Origin of the sequence: Pedobacter sp. BS3 (assembly GCF_008274585.1) — a bacterium.
GTDB lineage: Bacteria > Bacteroidota > Bacteroidia > Sphingobacteriales > Sphingobacteriaceae > Hufsiella_A.
In genome coordinates this window covers 158,720-183,685 of sequence record NZ_VTRT01000007.1, presented here as the reverse complement: position 1 = coordinate 183,685, position 24,966 = coordinate 158,720, and the positions used below count along the sequence as shown (strand labels likewise).

The 24,966-nt window shown below is 47.6% G+C and carries 10 protein-coding genes; all 10 read right to left on the bottom strand.

What is annotated here, in order from left to right; genetic code table 11:
• Positions 1-2: 2 nt before the first annotated feature.
• Complete coding sequence (locus FW774_RS17555) at positions 3-1,814, bottom strand: BatD family protein (RefSeq protein WP_149349523.1); 1,812 nt, start codon at positions 1,812-1,814, stop codon at positions 3-5.
• Positions 1,815-1,829: 15 nt separating this feature from the next.
• Positions 1,830-2,612 carry a tetratricopeptide repeat protein gene (locus FW774_RS17550; RefSeq protein WP_187774942.1) on the bottom strand — a complete coding sequence of 261 codons (783 nt, stop codon included), beginning with the start codon at positions 2,610-2,612 and terminating at the stop codon, positions 1,830-1,832.
• Between the two features lie 40 nt (positions 2,613-2,652).
• Complete coding sequence (locus FW774_RS17545) at positions 2,653-3,693, bottom strand: vWA domain-containing protein (RefSeq protein WP_149349522.1); 1,041 nt, start codon at positions 3,691-3,693, stop codon at positions 2,653-2,655.
• Positions 3,694-3,697: 4 nt separating this feature from the next.
• A complete protein-coding gene (locus FW774_RS17540; protein WP_187774941.1) occupies positions 3,698-4,699 on the bottom strand; it encodes a vWA domain-containing protein in 1,002 nt (333 codons plus the stop codon).
• Positions 4,686-5,663: a BatD family protein gene (locus FW774_RS17535; protein WP_149349521.1), complete on the bottom strand. Its 978-nt coding sequence runs from the start codon at positions 5,661-5,663 to the stop codon at positions 4,686-4,688. The genes FW774_RS17540 and FW774_RS17535 overlap by 14 nt, the downstream gene beginning before the upstream one ends.
• On the bottom strand, positions 5,660-6,541 hold the full coding sequence (locus FW774_RS17530) for a DUF58 domain-containing protein (RefSeq protein WP_149349520.1): 882 nt from the start codon (positions 6,539-6,541) through the stop codon (positions 5,660-5,662). The genes FW774_RS17535 and FW774_RS17530 overlap by 4 nt, the downstream gene beginning before the upstream one ends.
• A gap of 11 nt (positions 6,542-6,552) precedes the next feature.
• Positions 6,553-7,512, bottom strand: a complete 960-nt coding sequence (locus tag FW774_RS17525) for an AAA family ATPase (protein ID WP_410522748.1) — start codon at positions 7,510-7,512, stop codon at positions 6,553-6,555.
• Positions 7,513-7,794: 282 nt separating this feature from the next.
• The gene (locus FW774_RS17520; RefSeq protein WP_149349518.1) at positions 7,795-8,076 is read right to left on the bottom strand and encodes a type II toxin-antitoxin system YafQ family toxin; all 282 of its coding nucleotides are present in this window, start codon (positions 8,074-8,076) and stop codon (positions 7,795-7,797) included.
• 2 nt (positions 8,077-8,078) lie between these two features.
• A complete protein-coding gene (locus FW774_RS17515; protein ID WP_149349517.1) occupies positions 8,079-8,294 on the bottom strand; it encodes a hypothetical protein in 216 nt (71 codons plus the stop codon).
• A gap of 287 nt (positions 8,295-8,581) precedes the next feature.
• On the bottom strand, positions 8,582-24,952 hold the full coding sequence (locus FW774_RS17510; protein ID WP_149349516.1) for a Calx-beta domain-containing protein: 16,371 nt from the start codon (positions 24,950-24,952) through the stop codon (positions 8,582-8,584).
• Between the last annotated feature and the right edge of the window lie 14 nt (positions 24,953-24,966).

Below are 24,966 nucleotides of genomic sequence, written 5' to 3'. Positions count from 1 at the left end.
CGCTACAGTTTATTTTCAATTTCACTGATAATATCTTTGGCTTTCTCATACACTTCCTGTGGAGCAGTGTGCGTAACTGGTGCATAACGGGCCATCTCACACAAATCAAGCGTATCCAGTAATTGCCTGATAAGTTGCTCATCCACCTGCCGCGATTGCAGTTGCCGCATAATTTCCTCCCGGTTCAAAGCTGCGTAACTGATATTCAGCTTATCGCTCAGGTAGCCATACAATCCTTTAAAAACGTGTTCGTAAAAGGCCTGTGTATTGTTCGTATCCAACTGCTGACGGGCGCTTTCCAAATGTTTGGCAGCCATTTTAGCAGCCCGCCTGCGCTTCACGCCAACTACATCGGCATTATCCTGCCGCTGTTTGCGACGATATACCAACGCGGCAATAAATGCCGCCGGCCCCAATAAAAGTAACAGGTAATACCCTGCAGAATTATAAAATCCACTACCGGGCTTACGCAAAGCCGCATCACCGGTTTTAATATAACGGATATCGTTGCCGAGTACCTTAATATCCTGCTGGTCTGTTGAAGATAAAGCGGTTACATTGGTGTTGGCAGCTCCCTTGTTTACCTTGATGGAGAATGTTTCGGATGATAAGGTAACATACTTCCCGGTTGATGGATTAAAGTAGGAAAACTTAACGGGGTTGATAGTAAAATCACCCTCATGGCGGGGTATAACCAGGTAATTGTAGGTACGGCTGCCTGACAATCCGTTGGCTGTGGCCGAAATGTTATCGGTTACTTTCGGGTCATATACCTCAAAGTCAGCCGGAAAATCTACTTTAGGAGCTTTCAGCAGTTTCAGATTTCCGCTTCCCGAAACCTTAAAGGTAAAGTTCAGCGCTTCGTTGGCTTTCAGCTCTTTCTTATCGATAGCGGACGTTAAGGAGAAATTGCCCACGGCTCCGGCAAAGCTTTCCGGCTGACCGCTGTCCGGAAGCGGCTTTACATGAATGGTAACCGGTTTACTTTTTACCGAATATTTTACATCCTTATAGGTTCCGCCAAAAAACTGCTCCATGATATTGCGTGCAGGCATGGCCTTACGCACAATGAACGACATCCCCAAAGGGTCGATGGTCAGGTTCCCACTACGTTCAGGGAATAAAATGGTTTGTTTGATATCGGCTACATTATAGCTTTGCCCTTTGTACACTTCTGTACGCCATTGCACCTGCTGCGGCTGAATAATATCCTGGCTCCAGAATCCGTTAAGCTGAGGTAGCTGGTCAACGCCGCTGTCTGAAATAGCCAGCCGCGTGTATAGCTTATAGCTTACAATGATTTGCTGTCCCTGGTATACATTGCTTTTATCAGTAACCGCCCGTATAAACAGGGCATCGGCTACCGATGCGGCGCTTCCGGTTTCCGTTTCATCGGCCTGGTTTCCTCCCGATGCTGTAGTATTCTGCTGCTGTACCGGCTGACCTTTTATCACCGTAATTTTAAGCGTATTGCTGTTCAGCTTATGGCCATTTACAACGACTGAGGCCGGCCCAATGGTATATGTTCCCTGCTTAACGGCTACTAAATCATAGCTGTATGAATTGCTGACGGTGGTATTCCCATTAATGGAGGTCATGCTGGTAGACACGTTGGGCCCCGATACCACTTCAAAACCACTGAATGAAGGAGCTGTAAAACGGTCGCCATTGGTGTTTACCGAGAAGGTAACTTCAAACTGTTCGCCGGTAGCTACCTGGGTTTTGCTTGCCGAGGCAGTTAAACGGGCATCCTGCGCCAGCAGCAAACCCGACCATAATAGTAAAAGTGTAGCGATATAATAGATTCTGCTCATGATATTATCGCAATATTACCAATCTTTGGTTATTTGAACTTTCGCTCCCTTTAATTTCTTATTTTTCAGCTTATCCTGCGTTTGCTTTTCATCGTTATTCAGGGCATCGAGCATCCGTTCGGCATCTTCTCTTGATAAGCTGCCGGGCTGCTGTTGCTGCTTTCCGTTTTGCTGCTGCTTATCCTGGTTATCCCCGTTCTTATCTTTATCCTGGTTGTCCTTTCCGTCTTGTTTGTCCTTATCGCCGTTCTGCTGGTCTTTATTCTTATCGTTTTTGTCCTGATTATCTTTTTTATCCTTATCCTGGTTATTCTTCTTGTCCTTATCCTGCTTTTTCTTGTCTTTGTCCTGTTGCTGCTGCTTTTTAAGCAGTTGCTGGGCATAAGCGAGATTATAACGCGTTTCATCATCCTTAGGATTTTCCATCAGTGCTTTCTGATAGGCATCAATGCTTTCCTGTATCTTTTTTGATTCGAGCAAAGCGTTGCCCAAATTATGATAGGCTTGTGCCCGTACCTGCTTGTCGGTAGCTGTTCCGGCAATCTTACCGAATTGCTCCGCGGCATCGGCATACTTTTTTTGTTTATACAAAGCATCGCCCAGGTTCAAGTTACCGGCTACCGATTGCCCGTTTTTTGCTACCGATTTACGATAACTGGCTTCGGCTTCGGTATATTTCTTTTGCTTGTATAGTTCATTTCCTTTGTGGATATCACGTTTTTCCTGCTGCGCCATAAGAGCTGTTGCAGGAAGCAGGAATAGGAAAACCGCAATTAAGTTTTGACGTATGATTTCCATACTGGTAACGTTCGTTATTTTAACTTTCAACCTTCAACTTTTAACTTTCTTCTACTTCAAATAATTTCAGCCTGCTTAATTTCAGGTTCTTACGATTCGATATAAAAAACTCAACAACCAGGAACAGCAAGGCCAATGCCAGGAAAATCTGGAACCGGTCTTCGTAATCTTTAAACGATTTGCTGTCGTAGGTTTTTCGCTGAATTTTACCAATCTGGTCCATGACAATATTTAAACCACTGCTGGCATTGGTTGCCCGCACATAGGCTCCGCCACCTGCGGCAGCTATTTCCTTGGCCATATCTTCATTAAGCTTGCTGACTACGGTTTGCCCGGAATTATCGGTATGGAAACCGGCACGTTGTCCGTTGCGATATAATGGAATAGGAGCGCCATCAGGCGAACCAACACCTATTACATGCACCGAAACATCTTTTTCGCGGGCATTTTTTGCGGCAGCTACAGCGTCGTCTTCGTGATTTTCGCCATCGGTAAGGATGATAATGGCTTTTCCGGTGCCATTCTTAAAATCGAACGAGCGCATGCCTAAATCAATGGCTGCGCCGATAGCCGTTCCCTGCGTTGGAACCATATTGGTATTGATGGTATTCAGAAACAGCTTGGCGGCCGAATAATCGGTTGTTATGGGCAATTGCACATACGCCTGACCAGCAAAAACGATAATACCAATACGGTCATCGTGTAAATTATCTATCAACTGGCTGATAGCTCTTTTGGCGTTTTCCAGGCGATTTGGCGCTAAATCTTCTGCCAGCATACTGTTTGATACATCAAGCAGCAGCATGAGGTCGGCGCCTTTACGCTTTACCTCTTCCATTTTTGAGCCTATCTGCGGATTGGCCATGCCGATAACAAGCATCGCGTAAGCGAGCAGGAAAAAAATAAATTTAACCCGGGGCCGCGAAAACGACACCTCGGGTATCATCTGTTTCACGACATGCGCATCGCCCAAAGCTGCTATGGCTCTCTTCCTCCAGCGATTATATACGATAAAAAGCAGGATAAACACCGGGATAGCGGCCAATGCCCACAATAGAGTTATATGTTCAAAGCGTAACATCCTGTTAAGTTAAAGCTCCTTTCAGCAAGGTATTTTTTAAGATAAAATCAAGCACAATGAAGAACAGGGCGAGTATGGCAAAAGGCAAAAAACATTCTGTTTTTTTGCGGTATTGCGTCACTTCTATTTTGGCTTTTTCCAGCTTATCAATGCGCTCGTAAATATTCTTTAAGGCCTGGTTATTGGTCGCCCTGAAATATTTCCCGCCAGTTGTAGTGGCTATTTTGGTCAGCGTAGCTTCATCAATCTGCACCGGCATACGCTGGTATTGTATGCCGAAAGGCGTTTGCACGGGATATGGCGCATACCCATTGGTTCCTACGCCAATGGTGTACACCCGGATGTTAAACTGCCTGGCAATTTCGGCAGCGGTTAACGGTGGTATAGCACCCATATTATTGGAACCGTCGGTGAGCAGGATAATGACCTTGCTTTTGGCTTCACTGTCCTTTAAACGGTTTACCGCTGTCGCCAGCCCCATACCGATTGCCGTACCATCTTCAATCATTCCGTTTTTTATATCCTGGTAGAGATTGATGAGCACATCGTGGTCGATGGTAAGCGGACATTGCGTGAAGCTTTCGCCGCTGAACACCACTAAACCGATGCGGTCGTCGGGGCGGTTCTTAATAAAATCAATGGCAATATTTTTACCGGCTTCCAGGCGGTTAGGTTTAAAATCTTCGGCAAGCATACTGCCCGAAATATCAGACGCGATGATGATATCGATACCTTCGGTGGTAGTATTTTGCCAGCTTAACGACGATTGTGGCCGGGCAAGCGCTATCACCAGGAAGATAACAGCCAGGCAACGCCACACGATACTCAAATGCCGTCCTATCGCTTTGTTGCTTTTAACACCCGAAAAGGCTTTGGTGGCCGACATCCGCAGGTTTCCGTAAAGCCGGTTTTCGCGATAGATATACCAGGCCAGCATAAGCGGTATGATGAGCAGCAACCAGAAAAAGCCGGGATTAGCAAACTCAATCGCTTTAAGCCACGCCATCTGCCTCGCCTCCTTTCTGTGGAATTGCTGCTTCCCGCATCTTCGTGCTTTCCACAAATCCAACGGACATTTCCATACTCAGCTCGTTCTCTGCGGGTAAGGGTTGCTCCTTGGCGAATTTAACCAGGTCGGCCAGTGTTAATACCTGCCGCAGCCTGTCACTATCGCTGCCGCTGATGTCCCGGTGCTTTAAGCTGCGTAATATTTCATCGGTGGTTTGCTCCTGCGCCGGGATGGTGTACCGCCTTTCCAGGTATTCACGCAGCACATCGCTCAGCTCGCTGTAGTATTGTTTTATCAGCCCTTGCTGCCACAACTTTTTCTCTCCGAGTTCCCGGAGCTTATTCAGGGCAACTACATGGGCTGGCAAAGCCGGTTCCGCTTTCACCGGAGCTGTTTGTTTAACAGGCTTCTTCCTGAAATAATAAATCGCGGCAGCAATAACTCCCAGCACGAACAGCGGAAGTACAATCCATAGCCAATGGTCTTTCAGCCAGTCTATCCACGTGTACGAAACGGCCAGAGGTTGCTTAATATCATAAATAGCTTTGCTAGTGTCTACCGTTACGGACTGTACATACAGCGTTAACGGATTTGTTTTCACAGCGCCTCGCGGCGATTGAATTTCAAGGGCGGGAATGGTATGCGCACCGGCATCAAAAGCAGTTATCACATAATTCTGTGTAATGGTTTTAGCGCCACTGTTTTTATTGTTCAGCGTATCCGGCTTGCTGCTGCTTACAATATGGATTTTACCGGTAATGGTATCGGCTAAAGCCGGAAAAGCGACCTGTGCTTTTGCGGGCAGGTGCACACGCAGATGCAGGGTAGTTTGGTCGCCCATCACGATAGAGGATGTATCCAGGCTGGCCTCGGCGGTAATTTGCTGTGCGAATGCGGGTTTAGCTAAAACAGCAAAAGCTATTAAGAATACGAAAAGACTATATTTTAAGAAAGATTTCATCGTTTGCTTTCCCGTTTTTTAAATAAGGCCATCAGCGGCTGCACATACGATTGATGCGTACCTATCGACGTAAAATCAACTCCTGATTTGCGAAACGCTTCGTTAAGGCGGTCGACCCGTTCCAAAGCTTCGGCTTTAAAAGCTGTGCGTACGGCCTTGCTGCTGCTGTTTACCCAGGTAATATTCCCGGTTTCGGCATCCCTTACGGGGATGAGGCCCAAATCCGGGAACTCTTCTTCGTGCTTATCGTACAGCCTGAGGCCAATAATATCGTGCTTTTTATTGGCGATTTTAAGCTCATCCCCAAAGGCCGGACTTATAAAATCGGAAATAATAAAGGCTGTACAGCGCTTTTTAATGGCACGGGTAAAATGCCGGAGCGCTTCGGCTACATCGGTACCGGTGTTTTGCGGCTTAAAGTCTATCAGTTCCCGGATAATCATCAGGATATGACTGCGTCCTTTTTTGGGTGGGATAAACTTCTCTATCTTATCGGTAAAGAATAGTACGCCCACCTTATCGTTGTTCTGTATGGCCGAGAACGCCAGCACAGCGCACAGTTCGGCGGCAAGCTCCTGCTTCTGCTGTTTGAACGTGCCAAACTCGCCGGATGCGCTGACATCGATTAGCAGCATCACGGTAAGCTCCCGTTCTTCTTCAAAAACCTTGACGTAGGGATGGTTGAAACGGGCGGTCACATTCCAGTCGATGGTACGTATTTCATCACCCACCTGGTACTCACGCACTTCGCTGAAAGCCATTCCCCGGCCTTTAAAGGCAGAATGATACTCACCCGAAAACAAGTGATTACTCAATCCCCGGGTCCTGATTTCTATTTTCCGTACTTTTTTAAGCAGCTCTTTCGTGTCCTTAGCCATCGCTTAACCTGTTAAGGAACTTCTACCGCGTTCAGAATACCTGTAATAATGTCTTCCGGCGTCATGTTTTCGGCTTCGGCCTCGTAGCTAAGACCTACACGATGCCGCAGCACATCCTGGCAAACTGCCCGCACATCTTCGGGTATCACGTAACCGCGACGTTTGATAAAGGCGTAGGCTTTGGATGCCAGGGCCAGGCTGATGCTGGCACGCGGCGAAGCGCCAAAGCTAATCAGGTTTTTATAATTATCCAGCTTGTACTGTTCGGGATAACGGGTGGCAAAAATCAGGTCGATGATATATTGCTCTATTTTTTCGTCCATATACACTTCACGCACCACTTTACGGGCTTTCAGGATATCTTCGGGACGTATGATAGCATTAGGCTGTAACATTCCCTGCGGGGCGATGTTAGCCCGCATAATCCGCTTTTCATCTTCCTTATCGGGATAACCGATAACGATTTTCAGCATAAAACGGTCGACCTGGGCCTCGGGTAACGGATATGTTCCTTCCTGCTCAATCGGGTTCTGTGTTGCCAGCACCAGGAAAGGCTCGGGCAGTGCAAAGGTCTGGTCGCCGATGGTGACCTGACGTTCCTGCATGGCTTCCAGCAGGGCACTTTGTACTTTCGCAGGAGCACGGTTAATCTCATCGGCTAAGATGAAGTTGGAAAATACCGGCCCTTTCCGTACAATAAACTCTTCCTTTTTCTGATTATAAATCATGGTTCCCACCAGGTCGGCAGGAAGCAGGTCGGGCGTAAACTGTATGCGGCTGAAACCGGCCTGAACTGTTTTGGCCAGCGTGTTAATGGCCAGCGTTTTGGCCAGTCCGGGAACACCTTCCAGCAGGATATGTCCGTTGGTAAGCAGTCCGATAAGCAATCGGTCTACCATGTATTTCTGCCCGACAATCACCTTATCCATTTCTATTTTCAGCAAATCGATAAAGGCGCTTTCTTTTTGTATCATTTCGTGCAGGGCACGGATGTCGGTTGTTGGAGATGAAGCCGTAGCCACCGGGGTTGGTACTGCTTCTTCGCTATGATTTGTAAGTTCGTCCATGAAATTTACTGTTTGGCAGACAAACTTAAACAGATACGCCTTGTTTCGCCAACTCAAACCCGGCGCTTATTTGTTAAAAAGTGTTAAATGGAGCCTGAAGGTAGGAAGGGGGAAGGATGAAAGGGCACTAACCGCTGCTCTTGCTTTCGCTCATCGGGATTACAAATCCTGACCAACTATAAATTCTTAAAACAAATCACTGTGGGAACCTATCCTTAAAAGAATAATCTCCTGCCGGGAATTTATTTCAAACCATATTATAAGTAAATCGGGTTTTATATGCGCCTCCCAATCATCTTTATAATTACCGGTAAGTTTATGAGGGCGATGCTTTTTAGCAATTCCGGCGGCACCTGAAATTTGCAATTTCTCCAGAAAATCAATGACCAAATCTGCATTTTTTGCTGAACGCTTCTTTACAATTTTCAGGTCTTTTTCAAATTGATTTGTAGGTATAAGCGTAAACATGCTTATGCAGAGGTTACAAAAGATTTAATGTCTTTTATTGGCTGCCCCAAGCTCATTCCTTTATGAGCATCTTCGATAGTTTTTTTCGTAAGCTCATTGGGAATATATTCGGCAAAACCGGCCTTTGTCGCTTTAACGATTTTGACATTAAATCTCTTTAGTACCTCTTTAATCACTCCTGCATCTTTGTCAGGTATCTGAATAGTCAGTGTTTCCATATCGCTTAAGCAATTATACAAATTTAATAAAAAACACTAATACACTACGGGGGTATTTGCTCACTGGGATTTGTTCCTCTACAAGAGTCCTTCGGATATAGGAATCCCTATGTGATAATTCGAATGAATACAATATCCAGATTTAAATTGGGGGAAGGTACCCAAAATGAATATCTCAACGCCCTGGTTCGTGTCTTCACGAACCGGTATAAGAGAAGCTAAGAAGAAGCTTCGTGTCTTCACGAAGCTTGGCTATAGCGATGACACGAAGCTTGGCTCTATCCAATCTACCGCTTCATGATCACATATCCCTTATTCATCCGGGTTCCTTTATCGGTTTTGGTGTAAATAATGAAATAATACACCCCGTCTACCAGGCCGCTGCTTTTGTTGGCAAAGAGACCGGTATTGGCAATGCCATTAAAGGATTTATCCTTATTGTTATATCCCTTGATAGTATATACCTCGTTGCCCCAGCGGTTGTACAGGTGTACTTCGTTGTCCGGATACCGTTCTATATTATAAATTACAAACACCTCGTTGCCTAACCCGTCACCATTGGGCGACATCATCGGGTCAGGGTGAATATCCGGGTTGGTATTATCGTCTACCGGTTTTTCTTCGGGGTAGAAATCTTTAATAGTGATATCCGAGCCACTGCCAATAATAACAAAGTTTGCCGGTGTAACCGCGGCGATACGTATTTCGGCCACTTCATCGCCCTCACGCAGGTAATCTTTAATACTGTTCAGAGTTACCCGTTGTGAGGTTAACGTTTCGCCTGCAGGAATCACAATGGTGGTGTAATTACCGGTAAGCATGTAATCCTTATCCCGCTCGGCAGTACCGCCATAGCTTAGTGTAACGGTTACATCTTCCAGCAAAGGCTCTGTTAAACGGGCGGTAACATTGATGGAATCGCCTTCGGTAATGATGCCGTCGGGCGGAATAAGGTCGACCCGCACCCGCGGCTGCACACTCAATATAACGGTAGCATCATCACACAAACCCGATGGGTCGCAAGCAGTGTAAGTAAATATATCTACCCCGCTAAAGCCGGCATCAGGCACATAAATGAATGTTCCATCGCTTGAATCAAACTGGGCAAGCGTTCCATGCTTAGGATAATCTTTCACTGTAAACCGCAGCACATCATGGTCCACATCCGAATCATTCGTGGCTACATTTGCCCGGATGGTGCTGTCTTTGAGCACGTAGAATGTATCATCGTTAGCTACCGGCGGGTCATTAACCGGGATAATAGTAACCGTTACTTCCGCCTCGTTCGATACCAACCCGGTATTATCCTTTACGGTATAGGTAAAGGTGTCTTGTCCGTTTTCATTCAGGTTCGGGATATAGGTTACCGTACCATCCGGATTGGCTTTTACATCGCCCTTAACGGGATAGCGAATGATAGTAACCGTGCCCACATTGATGCTGCCATCATCATCGTGGTCATTACCTGTTACCTGGAAAATAGCCTGGGTATCTTCATTGGTAGACATAAAGTCATTTACCGCTACCGGCGGAATATCATCGTTTAAAATGGTAGCTGTACCCGGGTCGTTAATTATTAAATTACCAGCAAAATCCGGGATTGGGTTCAGCAGCTTCAGCGTGAATGTTTCATCATTTTCGATATTCAGGTCGCCGTTTATCTGTACCGATACCGGGTAACTTTCACCGGCGTACCCGGCAAAGGTCAGCCTGCCGCTTTTTGCTTCATAATCTTTATCGGCTACGGTAGCTGTTCCGTCCTCAGTAGAGTAATTTATGGTAAATGTTTTATCGGTAGGCTTATTCAGCGAAACGTAAAAGGTTACGGTCTGGCTGCCCTGGTTACGCTCTTTTACCGGGGCAGGACTGCTGACGCTTAGCTGCACCTGGTCATTATCGTAAATATTGAGCACCGGAACCGGGGCGGTAGCCGTAATTTTATTGTACGGGTTATCCACCTTCGTGATGGTCAGTACTACGGTTTCGGTTTCCTCTAATATGTCATCGTCGGTTACATTGATATGCAATGTAACACTGTTCTCTTCGGCCGGAATGGTTATGGTTGATGCCGACGGCGAAGCGGTATAATCGCTGGCGGTTGCCGTTCCGGTTAGCCGGTAGCTGATTACGGTTGGCTGGTCTGAGGTTACCCCGGAAGGCAGGCTAAAGATAAAGCTTCCGTTCTGGCCGCCTTCTGTTCCATCAACCTTGGTCACTGTAATTTCGGCGGCATCATCGTTAATAATCGTACCGGTAGTCGTTTTCACCGGGATGGTGAGCCGGTTATTAAAGGGTTTGCTTAAATTACTCAGTGTGATATTGAATACTTCATCGCCTTCAATTTTCAGGTCGCCGTTAACCAAAACGGTAATGGGCAGCATTTCGCCTTTGGTTCCTGAAAAACTTAACGTACCGGAAGCGGGCCGGTAATCTTCATCGGCTTTTGCCGTACCGTCTGAGGTAGCGTAATCAACCGTAAAACCGGTATTTGTCGGACTATCCAACGTAAGCGTGTACTGGAACGCGGTTGTGCCGTTATCACCCTCGCTCAGCTTAACAGGAGCGCTTAGCGTCAGCTTCGCGTTATCATTATCTGTAATCTTAATTTCGGGCAAGGGTTGATTTACCTGCATATTGTCGCTATGCGGGCTTACAATACCTCCTGCCGGGATGTCGATAGTGATGCGTTCATCGTCTTCGACAATATCATCGTCAATTACGGGCAGCGTCAATACAACCTTTTCATCGCCCGCGGGAATGATTACCGTGCCGGAAACCGGGGCGTTATAATCTGTTCCTCCGCCCGTTGCCGTACCACCCAGGGTGTATTTTATCTGTGTGGGCGCATCCGAGGTCATGCCTGTTGGAAAACTGAATGTAAACGTTCCGGGAACAGTTCCGGCTTCGGCGCCATTGGTTCCGGTTACGGTGATGGCAAGGTTATCATCGTTAATAACGGTTCCAGTCGCTGCCGGCTGCGAAACGGTCAAACGACCATCAAAGTTCACTGATAAGGCGCCCAGAATAACCTGCAGAGTTTCATCGGCCTCTATTTTCTTATCACCGTTAATGGTGACGTTAATGGTCTGCACTTCGTTCGCTTTCCCGCTAAAATCGAGCTTGCCGTCGCTTATCGCGATATAATCTTTATCGGCAACGGTTGCTGTACCATCTGCCGTAGCATAGTTGACCGTGAACGGAAGCCCGGTTTCCTTGCTCAGCGTTACGTTAAATGACAGCGTACGTGTACCGGTATCACCTTCATTGATTTGAGCGGGGCTGATGGTCAAGGTACCGGTATCGTTATCCTTAATGCTAAGCGTTACCGTTGGATTGGTTATGGTGATACCGTTGTAGCTGCTGTTGCTTACCTGGCCTGCTGCCAGCACCACGGTTTCATCGCCTTCCACAATTGCATCATCCTTAACGGGAAGAATGAGCTGCTGGCTGTTGTTACCGGCAGGAATGGTCACCACACCCGAAATTTCGCCATTGTAATCTGTTCCCCTGCCGGTTGCCGTTCCGCCCAGCGAATAGGTGATATCGGTTTGCGCATCGCTGGTAACTCCCGGCGGGAAGCTAAAGGTAAACACGGCATTAGCGCCGTCTTCCGAGCCGTCTGTTTTGGTGATAGTTATCTGCTTATTGGCCGCGATATTATCATCGTCCTCAATAATGCCCCGTGCCGGTGAACCGACGATGGATAAGCGGCCGTTAAAGTTATCGGATAACGCGGTCAGCAATACTTCAAAAAACTCTTCGGATTCTATTTTGGTATCTCCTTTTATATCGACAAAGATTTTGTGGCTTTCGCCTGCGTTCCCGGCAAAGGTCAGCTTATCGGCAACTGCTGTATAATCGTTATCGGCAACGGTTGCCGTACCGTCTTTGGTGGTATAGCTCACCGTGAAACTTTTGCCGGTATTTTTATCCAGGCTAACTGTAAATTCCGCCGTCCGCGTACCGGTATTTCCTTCTGTTACGCGTACCGGCCCGTCTATGGTTAAGGTCGCGTAATCGTTATCGGCAATGGTCGCTACCGTCTGGTCAGGACTAAGCGTAATATTGCTATAGGTATTGTTCAGCGTAGCAGCTATTGTAATGGTTTCATCGTTCTCAATCAGCTCATCATCAATTACAGACAATACCATGCTTGCACTTTCAGCGCCTGCCGGGATAGTAACTACTCCCGATACCGAACCGGTATAATCTGCGCCGGCGGTAGCTGTTCCACCCAACGTGTAACTGATGGTTGTTTCGGTATCAGCGCTATATCCGGCAGGGAAACTGAATATGAAGCTTGCCGGACCTCCTCCTTCGGCGCCATCGGTTTTGGTAATGGTAATAACGGCGTTATCGTCATTTCTAATTGTTCCGATGGCAGGTGTAACGGGAATATTCAAGCGACCTTCAAAATCAGGGTTGAGGTTATCCAACTGCACATTAAAGGTTTCATCGGGCTCTATTTTCCTGTCGCCAATAATGCTGACTTCAATAGTTCTGGTTTCTCCGGCTACCCCGTTAAAGCTCAATTTTCCCGATGCCGGCAGGTAATCGTTATCCTCTGTCGCGGCCGTACCGTTAAACGTATGGTAATCAATGGTAAACGGCTTACCAGTCTCTTTATCCAGCTTCACGTTAAAGGTCATGGTGCTGGTTCCGCTATTACCCTCGTCCTGGTCTGCCGGCGTTATGGTGAGTGAACCGGAATCGTTATCCGCAATAGCGGCAGTTTGCGGCGAATTGCTTACGGTAATGTCGCCGTAACGGGTATTACTTACCACACCGGTGGTTAAGATGATAGTTTCCGTTCCTTCGATAATCTGGTCGTCAACAATTGGGACCTTTAAGGTTTTACTGTTTTCTCCTGCCGGAATAATGACCGATTGCTGTCCGGGCGGCAGTGTGTAATCTGCCGATGAGGCCGTGCCTGTCAGACTGAAAAACAGCTCCGTATCGGTATCAACGCTTATGCCCGGCGGGAAACTGAACGTAAACGATGCCTCGCTGCCACCTTCCGCACCATCCGTTTTGACGATGGTAATTTTCTTATTGTCCGCATTGGTATCGTCATCCTGGATGATGCCTGTTGCCGGAGAACCGCTAAGTATTAAACGGTTTTCTGCAATTACCTGGCTGTTGAATGAGGTTTGCAGGTTGCTCAGCACTACCGTAAACTGTTCATCATTTTCAATTTTTAAATCGCCGTTTACCGTTACGGATATGTATTTGTGCTCATTCGCCTTACCTTCAAACTGCAAAACGCCTGTGCTTGGTGCGTAATCGCCGTCCGCTACGGTTGCCGTACCGTCTTTGGTGGTATAGCTTACCGATGGGCTGCCGACAACGGCCTTATCCAGCGTTACGGTAAATGTTGCTACCGTAGTTCCCGCGTTACCTTCGGCTACCGAGATGGGGCCATCAATTCGCAGGGTGGCCACATCGTTATCAGTAATGGTAACCGATGGAATAAGCGGATTAACGGTTATGCCTGTGTTGGCGCTGCTGATGCCGGTTACCCGCAGGGTTATGGTTTCACTGCCTTCTACCAGCTCGTCGTCAATCACCGGGAGGTCAAGCTGAACGCTGCTTTGCCCGGCAGGCAGCACCAGCGTTCCGGCATGGGCATCGGTATAATCGTCATTAATGACTGCTGTACCGCCCAACTGGTAGGTAATGGTTATGGGCTTGTCTGAGGTTTTTCCTTCAGGAAGACTGAATACAAAAGCTGCCTGTGTTGGCCCGGTTTCAGAACCATCTGTTTTGGTTACCGTAATCTCTCCACTATCATCATTCTGAATGGTACCTTTTACAGTAGCGGTGTTCAGCGTAAGCCGCCCGTTAAAATCCGGGAACGGCCCGGTCAGGTTTACCGAAAATCCTTCATCGGCTTCTATTTTAGTATCGCCGTTTACCGGGATGCGAATCAGGCGTAATTCATCCGCATTTCCATCAAAACTTAATGTACCGGATGTGACAGGCTGATAATCGTTATCTGCCGTGGTTGCCGTACCATCTGCCGTGGCATATTGTATGGTAAACGGAACGCCCGTAGCCTTATTCAGCTTCACCTCGAACCCGGCATACGTTACACCCGCGTTTGTTTCGGGTATGCTTGCCGGTGTGATGGTCAGGATGCCCCGGTCATTATCCAGGATATTGAGCGTTTGCGATGGGGTGGAAACGGTTATCCCGTAAGGGCTTTCTACCAGCCCGGTGGTCAGAATGATGGTTTCGGTATCTTCTATGATGTCATCATCAATAACCGGAAGCGTTAAGGTGGCGTAAGATGCACCTGCCGGGATGCTGATGCTGCCCGATAAAGCGCCTGTATAATCTATATCTGTACCCTTTGCCGTTCCGCCAAGCGTATAGTGAATGATGGTTTCAGCATCGGAAACAATGCCCGGCGGCATATTGAATGTAAAAGACGCATCACGAACGCCTTCTTCGCCTTCCTGTTTGGTTATGCTGATGGCGGCCGCATCATCATTCAGTATTTGGTAAGTAACGGCGGTATTATCCACCATGAGGTGACCATTAAAGGTGTTATCCGGACTGCCTAATATCAGCTTAAAGGTTTCGTTGCTTTCTACTTTGGTATCGCCGTTTATAAATACGGATATTTCCTTCACCTCATTGGCGGCGCCGGAAAAGGTCAGTGTGCCTGCTGCCGCCTGGTAATCATTATCGGCGGTGGTTGCTGTTTCATCTTCCGTATGGTACGGGATGGTAAAATTACCGTCTATCGCCTTATCCAGCGTTACGGTAAATACCAGCTTTGTAGTACCTGAATTTTTTTCATTTGCAGGCGGCGGGCCGATAAGCACCAGGTGCGCTTCATCGTTATCTTCAATAATCACATTCGGGCGGGCTGCACCCAATGTTACATCGTGGTCAGGACTACTGATGCTCACACTGGTAAGCGTGATGGTTTCGTTGCTTTCTACAACCTGGTCGTCAATTACGGGTAAGGTAAGGGTAACCGAAGATTGCCCCGCCGGAATGGTAACGCTGCCGGCTGTTGTGCCGGTATAGTCAGTGCCATTGGCTTTTGCCGTTCCGCCAAGCGTATAGTTTATGATAACCGGTTCATCGCTGGTAATCCCTGACGGTAAACTGAACGTGAAGCTGCCGGCAACAGCGCCTTCCTCTTTTCCATTAGCGGCTGTAATGCTTATCTCGCCGTTATCGTCATTCTCAATGGTTCCGGTAGCGCTGCTGTTTGTCCGTGTTAAACGGTTACCAAAGGTATTGGATATGGCTCCCAGCACAATGCGAAAGGTTTCATCCGGCTCTATGCGGGTATCACCGTTAATAATAATGCTGATTTCACGGATTTCACCGGCTTCGCCGTTAAAGCTTACCACCGCGTTGTCTGCCGCAGTTACCGCGACATAATCGCTGCCAGCTGTGGCCGTCATATCGGCTGTGGTATAGCCTACCGTGAACGGCTGCCCGGTGGCTTTATCCAGCTTGAGCTGAAACTTCATGACCGATGTACCACTCTGTCCCTCTGCCTGGCTCACATCGGCAATGGTTATCTTCGCGTAATCGTTATCACGGATGTTCAATGTCTCTGAAGGATTGAGCAGGCCGATATTGTACGGATTTCCGCTAACGGTTGCCAATATGCTGACCGTTTCGGTATCTTCTACCCGGTTGTCATCAATTACCGGGAGGTCGAGCCTTACGCTGTTCTGCCCTGCTTCCAGCTTTAGCGTTCCGGTAGTTGCGCCGGTATAATCATCGTTAACAGCTGCTGTTCCGCCAAGCGTATAGTTAATCAAAATATCCTGGTCTGTAGTAATGTCATCAGGCAGGCTGAATATAAAGGCGGCATCCTGCACACCTTCTTCACCATCTACTTTAGTGAGGGTTAGCTGCCCAAAATCATCATTCCGAATAGTGGTAACAGCGTGTTTTACCGGGATGCTTAACCGGCCGCCATAGGTATCTGTGCCTGCTGCAAAATCCAGGTCGAGGTTAATCAGCTCATCGGCCTCTATTTTGGTATCGCCTTTTATGGTTATTGGTATGGTCTGGGGTATGTTGGCCTGCCCGTTGAAGCTCAGCGTTCCGCTTGCCGTCACATAATCTTCATTGGCTGTGGCCGTATTATCCGAAGTGGCATAGCTCACCGAAAAGCTGCCGTCTACCGGCTTATCCAGCATCAGGTTATAGGTAATGGTTTTCTGTCCGGAGTTTTCCTCATCGGTTATAACCGGATTGCTTAATACCAGCCTGGCCTCGTCGTTATCGGTTATGGCGACTTGCGGTAGTGCCGCGTTGCTCAGGCTGATGCCGGGATAGATTGCCGCTAACTGCGGATTGACCAGCGTAACCGTTTCAGTCTGCTCAACGAGGTTATCGTCGTTTACGGCGAGAATAAGGTCTGCGCTGTTCGCGTTTGCCGGAATAGTGATGCTGGTTGCGCCGGACGGCGTATAATCGACCCCGTTCCCCTGGGCTGTTCCGCCAAGCGCATAGGTGATGGTGACGGGCTTATCTGACGTTACGCCCGGCGGGAAGCTGAACGTAAACTTACCGTTAACAGGCCCGGCCTCAGCGCCATCAGTTTTAGCAATACTGATACTGCCTAAATCATCATTTGTGATAGTCCCAATAGCGATAGCATTATCGATGGTCAAACGTCCGCCAAAGGCATTGCTCAGCGCACCGAGGATAACGTTGAAGGTCTCGCTATCTTCAATTTTATTATCGCCGTTCACGGTTATGCTGATGTGCCGGGTTTCGTTGGCGTTACCCGAAAAAGACAATATGCCATTAACGGCAACATAATCGTTATCTGCCGTAGTTGCTGTACCGTCGCTGGTAGAATAAGGAACAGTAAAGGGTTTCTCCGTGGCCTTATCGAGGGTCACATCAAACGTAAAGGTTTTAGTATTGCCGCCTGGCCCCTCATTGTCTGTTACGGATGAGATGGCCAGCTTACCTTCATCGTTATCTAAAACTTCCAGCGCTTCTATGGGATTAATGATGGTAATGCTATGTGGATTGGGCCGGGTATTGGCCTCGATGTTTACCGTTTCCGTTCCTTCTATGCGCTGGTCATCGTTTACGTTCAGGGTAAGGGTTACGCTGTTCTGCCCTGCCGGAAGTGTTACAGGCGTTGGCAGTGAAACTGTATAATCATTCGCAGCTCCGGGCGTGGCGGTTCCGCTAAGCGTGTAGTCAATCTGGATGTCACTATCGCTGGTTACACCGGTCGGCAGACTGAAGGTAAATGATGCGTTAGTGCCATCTTCGGAACCGTTAACTTTCGTTATGGTGATATTCTGCGAATCGTCATTACTGATAATTCCTCTTGTCTGGCTGGAAGGAATAAGCAGCCGTCCGTTGAAGTCAGAGCTCAGGTCGGTTAATATCAGGTAAAAATCCTCGTTGTCCTCAATTTGCGTATCACCGTTTATAATAATCTTAATCTCTTTCTCTTCACCCGCATGCCCTGCGAAATCAAGCTGTACGGTTCCTGAAGCGATATAATCGTTATCGGCAATGGTGGCCGTACCATCCCCGGTATGGTACTTGATGCTGAACTGACCGGAGGTTTCCTTATCCAGGCGGAGCTTAAAGGTAATGAACTTCGTGCCGCTGTTGCCTTCAGACTCTGTTACCGGGTCGCTCAATATCAGGTGTGCCGCGTCGTTATCGGAAATATTGACCGAAGTTTTAACCGGGTTTAAGGCATTGCCGTAATCGCTGCTGATAGCGAGGTCATTTAATATAACGGTTTCGGTATCTTCAATAATATCGTCGTCGTTAACGGCCAGTGTCAGCGTAGCTGAGTTTTGACCCGGGGCAATGGTAATGCTTGCAGGGTCAGATGCCGTATAGTCAAGCCCGCCCCCGGTTGCTGTTCCACCCAGCGTATAGGTAATGGTAATGGGCTTATCAGCGGTTATGCCGCCCGGCAGCTTAAACGTAAATACCGGGTTAGCCCCGCCCTCGGCGCCATCAGTTCCGTTAATGGTTACCTGACCGGAATCATCATTTTCTATGGTACCTGTGGCCGGGCTGCCAACAATACTCAGACGGTTGTTAAAGGTATAATCTGTAACGCCATCGTTCAGCAGGCTAAGCACCACACTAAAGTCTTCGTCGGCTTCAATTTTGCGGTCGCCGGTAATGGGCACCTGAATGGTGCGGGTCAGGCTGCCCGGCGCACCGCTAAAATCAAGGTCGTTCTCGACAGACTCGTAATCATTATCGGCAGTAGTTGCCGTGCCGTCAACCGTTTTATAATGTACCTTGAAGGCTGCTGTGGTCGGGTTGCTCAGGGTTACGGTAAATGTCGCGTTTTTTGTACCGGCATTATCTTCGGGAATACTTACGGGGGTAATGGTTATGGTTCCGGTATCGTCGTCAAAAATATGGAGCAATTGCTGTGAATTACCGGTATCTATATCAATTCCGTAGATATTATTCACTACCGAAGCCGAGAGATTTACCGTTTCGGTATCTTCAATAACGTTGTCATTATTCACCGCCAGAGTCAGCGTTACACCGTTAGCACCGGCAGGTAATACCAACGGACTTGGCGCCGATACGTTATAGTCTGTGCCCGAAAGCGCCGTACCGGTTAAAGCATAATTGATGGTAATATCGCGGTCGAGCGTGGTACCGGGCGGCAGGCTGAATTTAAACGAGGCGTCCGAAGCGCCCTCGGTTCCGTCTGTTTTGGTAATGGTGATTTTCCCATCATCATCGTTCATAATAGTAGTTGTCAACGCTGTTACGGGAACAGTTAAACGGCCATTGGCTGACGGAGAATTGATTGATAAATTGCTTAAAAGAAGCTTAAAGGTTTCGTTAGGTTCTATTTTGGCATCGCCATTAATGGTAATGCTGATGGTTTGTGTTTCGCCGGCTGTACCTGAGAATCCCAATGTTTGGGTCGCTGCTACATAATCGTTATCAGCAACGGTCGCTGTACCGTCTGCTGTAGCATACTGAATGCTGAAGCCTCCGGGAACGGCTTTATCCAGCTTGAGCGTGTAGGTTGCCGTGGTAGTGCCGCTATTGGTTTCGGTAATGGTTGCCGGCCCGGTAAAGGTTAAGGTCGCTACGTCGTTATCGGCAATGGTTACTACGGGCGGAACAGCCGGATTTAATGAAATGCCACTGCGGGCGCTGCCCAACGATACACTGTTCAGGGTAACGGTCTCATCGCCTTCAACCAGCGCATCGTCAATTATAGTAAGAATAAGGTCTGCGCTGTTGGCATTTGCAGGAATGGTAATACTGCCGGTATATTGCGGGGTGTAATCTATTCCGCCCCCTGTTGCCGTGCCATCAAGCGTATAGTTAATAGTTGTAGGCTGGTCGGAGGTTACTCCCGGAGGAAAGCTGAACGTAAATTTGCCGTTCACCGGGCCTTCTTCCGCCCCATCGGTTCTGGTAATGGTAATTACACCGGAATCATCGTTTTGGATAATACCGGTTGCTGTATTTTGCGGGATGGTGAGTAATCCGCCAAAGGTATCATCGGTAGTGCCATCGTTGGTTAATGGGCCGATAATGACCTTAAAATCTTCATCGGCTTCAATTTTACGGTCGCCGTTAACGGAAATACTGATAGTATGCGTTTCTGTGCCGGGATTTGTGCCGGTAAAATCGATGTAAGCACCGCTGGGCGCTTCCTGGTAATCGCCATCTGCTACGGTGGCTGTACCATCTGCCGTTTGGTAGTACAACCTGAACGGATGATTGACCGGCTTGCTCAGCGTTACGTTAAATACCATCGCGGAAGTAACGGTATGACCTTCGAAACCTGATGCCGGACTGATGGTTATTATGGCTTCGTCGTTATCAAAGATAAAAAGGCTGGTTTGCGAGTTGGCGACATCTATGGCAAGTCCATACGGACTGCTCACCGCGTTAACCGTAAGGTTAATGGTTTCGGTATTTTCTACTTTATTGTCGTCTGTTATGGGCAGGGAAAGCGTAGCGTTGTTCTGCCCGGCAGGTATGGTTATGGTTCCCGATGGGCTGCCGGTGTAATCATCGCTGGTGGCGGTTCCCGTTAAGGTATAGCTGATGGTAGTATTGGCATCGACGGTCATACCATTTTTCAGGGTAAAGATAAACTGTGCCGGTTGTCCGTCTTCGGTTCCATCCTGTTTGGTAATGATAATATCTGCCGAATCATCGTTTTGGATGGTTCCGGTGGTTGCCGGGTTCACTACGGTTAAACGCCCGTTAAAGTTATCGCTCGGGTTACCCAGAATGAGGTTAAACAGCTCATCGGGCTCTATTTGGGTATCGCCATTGACATATACGGTAATGGGCTTGCTTTCGGCTGCGCTGAATGTTAAGGTACCGTGGGTATCCTGGTAATCGTTATCAGCGATGGTGGCTGTACCGTCTGAAGTGGCATAAGGAATACTAATGGCATACTGAAGCGTTTTATCCAGCGTTAGGTTAAACGTAAACAACGTATTCCCTGAATTTCCTTCGGACATAGCCATAGGGCCGGTAAGGGTCAGGGTCGCGGTATCGTTATCGGTAATATTGGCTACCGGGCGGGCGGTATTCAGCGTAATAGCGGATGGGTATGCGCTTGAAATAAAGGTAGCATCAGTTAATGTGATAGTTTCGGTATCTTCTACTATATCATCATCAATAACCGGCAGGGTAAGCGTAGCGCTACCCGCCCCGGCAGGGATAGTAAGCGTACCTGCATTCGCGTCGGTGTAGTCTGTTCCGGGTGTCGCGGCGTTGGCAGCCGACAAATCAAAATCATAATGAATGGTAACCGGCTGGTCGGATGAAATGCCGGCAGGGAAACTAAATAAAAATTTCGCGGCTGCGGGGCCGGTCTCGGAGCCGTCTACTTTGGTAATGGTTATAGCGCCCGAGTCATCGTCAAGAATGGTTCCTGTTGCCGGAGGAGGTAAGGTTAAACGGTTGCCAAATGTATTGCTTGGGCTGCTCAATGTAACGTAGAACAGCTCATCTGTCTCTATTTTCTTATCGCCTTTTATGGTTATAGTAATGTATTTTATTTCGTTGGCAGTACCATTGAAATGAAGCAGACCGTGGTTTTCTTCGTAATCGCCATCGGCTACGGTTGCCGTACCATCGCTGGTAGCATATTGTACATCAAAAGCTCCCCCTGTAGGCTTATCGAGCGTTACGGCAAAGATGGCCGTGGTATTGGCTTCGGTTTCGGTAACGGTGGGCGATGAAATAGTTAACGCGGCATAGTCGTTATCTTTAATTATTGCCGTTTGCGGCGAGTTACTTACCTGGATGCCAGGTAATGCGCTGCTAACCGCGGCAGTTAGCTTCACGTTTTCGTCGCCCTCAATAACATTATCATCCACTACAGGCAGGGTAAGCGTGACGCTATTTTGTCCGGCCGGTATGGTAACGCTTCCGCTTGGTGAAGCGTTATAATCTACGTTATTTCCCAACGCAGCACCCGCGGAAATATCATCAATGGTATAGCTAATAACCGTAGGTGTGCCCGATGACATACCCGGAGGAAAGCTGAATGTAAATTTCACATCGCTGACACCTTCTTCGCCATCGCTTGCCGTAATACTGACCTGACCCGAATCATCGTTGTGAATGGTTGCGGAGCTTGCCGGGTTCACCACCGTTAAACGTCCGCCAAAATTCTTGGTAAGTCCGCTGATAGCCAGGTTAAACAGCTCATCCGGTTCAATTTTGTCATCGCCGTTTATGGTGATGTGAATAGTGTATGATTCATTGGCAGCACCGGTAAAATTTAAAATATTGCCTTTAGCGACATAATCCAGGTCAGAGGTTTTCGCGGTACCATCGCTGGTGGCATAGCTGATGGTAAAGCCATCGCCGGTAGCTTTATCCAATGTTACCTTAAAATCGGCGGTTACCGTGGTTCCTGCCCCACCCTCTGTTACGGTTACCGGGTCGCTAAGCGTCAGTGTACCGGTATCGTCGTCAGTGATGGTCAGTTCGGGTGCTATAGGTGTATCGTACGTAATATTGGTTGGATAATAAGGACTACGTACTTGCGTGATGCTCATGCTGACAGTTTCGTTACCCTCAACAATATCATCATTAATAATTCCCAAAGGCAGAGTTACCATATTTGTGCCCGCGGGGATAACCACAGTGCCCGTAACAGGAATGGTATAATCCGTACCAATGGCTGTGCCGTTCAATACGTAATCGAGTTCAATGTCTTTATCGGCTGTAACACCCGAAGGAAGACTGAACTTGAAATAAGCATCCGTTCCGCCTTCAGCCCCGCCGGAAGGTGTAATGGTAATACCACCAGAATCGTCATTATTAATAAGACCATCGGCTGAAGGTGCTACAATCTGGTTACCCCCCGAAGCGTTGGAAAGCGCAATGGTAAATGTCTCATTGGCCTCCACTACCTGGTCTGTAGTAATGGGGATAACAATATTTGCAGAGGTTGCACCGGCAGGAATTGTTAAGGTTCCGCTGGTTGCACCGGCAAAATCGGCTGCATTGGTTGTGCCGTGAGTAATAGCATAATCTACCGTAATATCACAGTTGGAAGCACCCGATAAGGTGACCGGGAATGTAATATTCGATGTTCCTCCTGTGCCTTCAGTAGCTGAAGCAGCAAAAATGCTCAGATTAACTGAACTGATGTTGATGGAGTTACTTTTTATATTATTACAGCCAGCACCGCTGGGATTTGAATCACATTCAAGCTGTGGGTCGGTTGGCGGGGCGGCATCGGGATTGGTGGCGTCCGGGTCGGTTACATCGGCCGGGCGCATAATGCTGGCGGTTGTCGCCAGCGTTGCCGTTCCAGGATAAGCAGTAATGGTACCAGTAAGCGTTAAGGTAAGTTCGGCGCCATTGGTCATGCTTAATAACGCGGTGAACTGTGAGCCTGAATTTGCCGTACTACTGATACTTGTTGTACCCGAATTGGTGGTATGGTTCAGCGTTGTTACCGTGAGCTGAGCAGGATAGTCAAAAATAAATTTGGCCCCGGTAACATCGTCCGGCCCATTATTCTTCACTTTTACGGTATAGGTTACCTGCTCGCCTACGCAATAGGTTGTTTTATCTGGGTCAACGCTTTGAATTTCAAGGTCGGCCTTTTTAAGCTGGATATTCATTAAGGGGCTTAAGGGCGAACTCATGACATACGTCCAGGTATCTAAACCCACTTCATTGCCAAAAGCATCATCCTCATACGCTGTAGAGCCCCATTTATGTCCATTTAACGAACTGCTTAACCCATTAACCGAAGTCTTACGAGGATTTGAGGGGCTGACCGTGGCCGAGATATCGCTATCATCCCAATAAACCATATCACTGGGTGAACCATCGCCATTCGTACGTGTAATAACAATACCATTCACGTTATTCTCCACATCCATGAACGGAAAATGCACCTCACCGCCAACCAACGTTACCTTAATTTGTCCCGGAGAGAAGGTAAATGCACCATGTAAAATAGTTCCTTGTCCATTTTTGCCATCCCAGTAAACAGAATTAAGCCCGGATGTGGCAGTTCCGGTCAACCTTACATCTACATTATCATCAAATGAACCATTTTGGTTAATATCCAAGTTAATAATGTACGCCCCCGGCTGGCTCATTTCAAAATTGATATAGCCTCCTAATGGATAAACGCCAGCCTGATTTAACGTACCCTCAATCCCATGAAAAGCAAGATTCTCAACCTTTAAATCCGGCGGAGTGGTTAACAACCAGGTATTTCCACCCGGCATAGGTGCGGATGCAGGCAGGTCTGAACTTGGTGTATTAAAGAAAATCTTATGGGTAATGTCTGTCGGTGTATCCGCGGCACGAGGGTCATGAATATTCGGAGAACTTGTGGTATTTATGCTTTTATAAAGCGCATTGGCACTAACATCCCTAAAACCTTTATTATTAACAAAAAAAGCGAACTGATAACCGGCCTGCCCATTGTTATCCACATCATAGAGATAACCATCTTTTGTTAAAATCTTAAACTTTGCTTTAAACAGGGATGAATAATCGCCCAAATTACCTCCAAAAATATTCATATATGCCCGGCCAGAAATAAAAGCGGTATTCGCTGCGTTTCTTACTGAAACGTCAAATGCGGTTACGAACTCGGTATCGCTTATTTGCGTCCAGTTATTGTTTGCCAGAATAGAATTGGGTTGAGTAAACTTCGAGTCCCCATCACTCGGGTCTTCTCCTGGTGATACAAACTCTATTTGCCAGATACCTTCCTGGCCTGCACCTACTGTAATCTGATAGGCAGAATACCCTCCTACATTAGGTAAAGGACCATTTACTTCCTCTGTTCTGTCATTAATTTTACCTAAGGTACTTGTTGTATAAAAAGCGTTATTGGGTGCTGTAACATTAATTTTTCCTTGACCTATACCTACAGCGCTTGAGCCCAAATACAAGGTTTCGCCAACTTTGGCATACACGTATACCCGCCCCCAGGTAGGAAATGGGTTATATATGGTCGTTGTTGCAGAGCTTAGAAAATGCGCCCTGTGCCCGCCATTTGCAGCCATTTCTTTACTGCCCTCTGCCAAAGCAATATTTGAGGCACAAAGTAACACCCAAACAACCAGGCAATGGCCGGCGCATAACGCCCCTGTAAAGAAAGCCTTTAAACTTTTCTTACGTAAAATACCTAACAAAACGGACAATTTGTAGAATTAAA

Excerpts from the sequence above, each read along its gene's own strand:
- FW774_RS17555 (WP_149349523.1), bottom strand. The coding sequence starts at position 1,814 with ATGAGCAGAATCTATTATATCGCTACACTTTTACTATTATGGTCGGGT.
- FW774_RS17540 (WP_187774941.1), bottom strand. The coding sequence starts at position 4,699 with ATGGCGTGGCTTAAAGCGATTGAGTTTGCTAATCCCGGCTTTTTCTGG.
- FW774_RS17545 (WP_149349522.1), bottom strand. The coding sequence starts at position 3,693 with ATGTTACGCTTTGAACATATAACTCTATTGTGGGCATTGGCCGCTATC.
- FW774_RS17535 (WP_149349521.1), bottom strand. The coding sequence starts at position 5,663 with ATGAAATCTTTCTTAAAATATAGTCTTTTCGTATTCTTAATAGCTTTT.
- FW774_RS17515 (WP_149349517.1), bottom strand. The coding sequence starts at position 8,294 with ATGGAAACACTGACTATTCAGATACCTGACAAAGATGCAGGAGTGATT.
- FW774_RS17520 (WP_149349518.1), bottom strand. The coding sequence starts at position 8,076 with ATGTTTACGCTTATACCTACAAATCAATTTGAAAAAGACCTGAAAATT.
- FW774_RS17550 (WP_187774942.1), bottom strand. The coding sequence starts at position 2,612 with ATGGAAATCATACGTCAAAACTTAATTGCGGTTTTCCTATTCCTGCTT.
- FW774_RS17530 (WP_149349520.1), bottom strand. The coding sequence starts at position 6,541 with ATGGCTAAGGACACGAAAGAGCTGCTTAAAAAAGTACGGAAAATAGAA.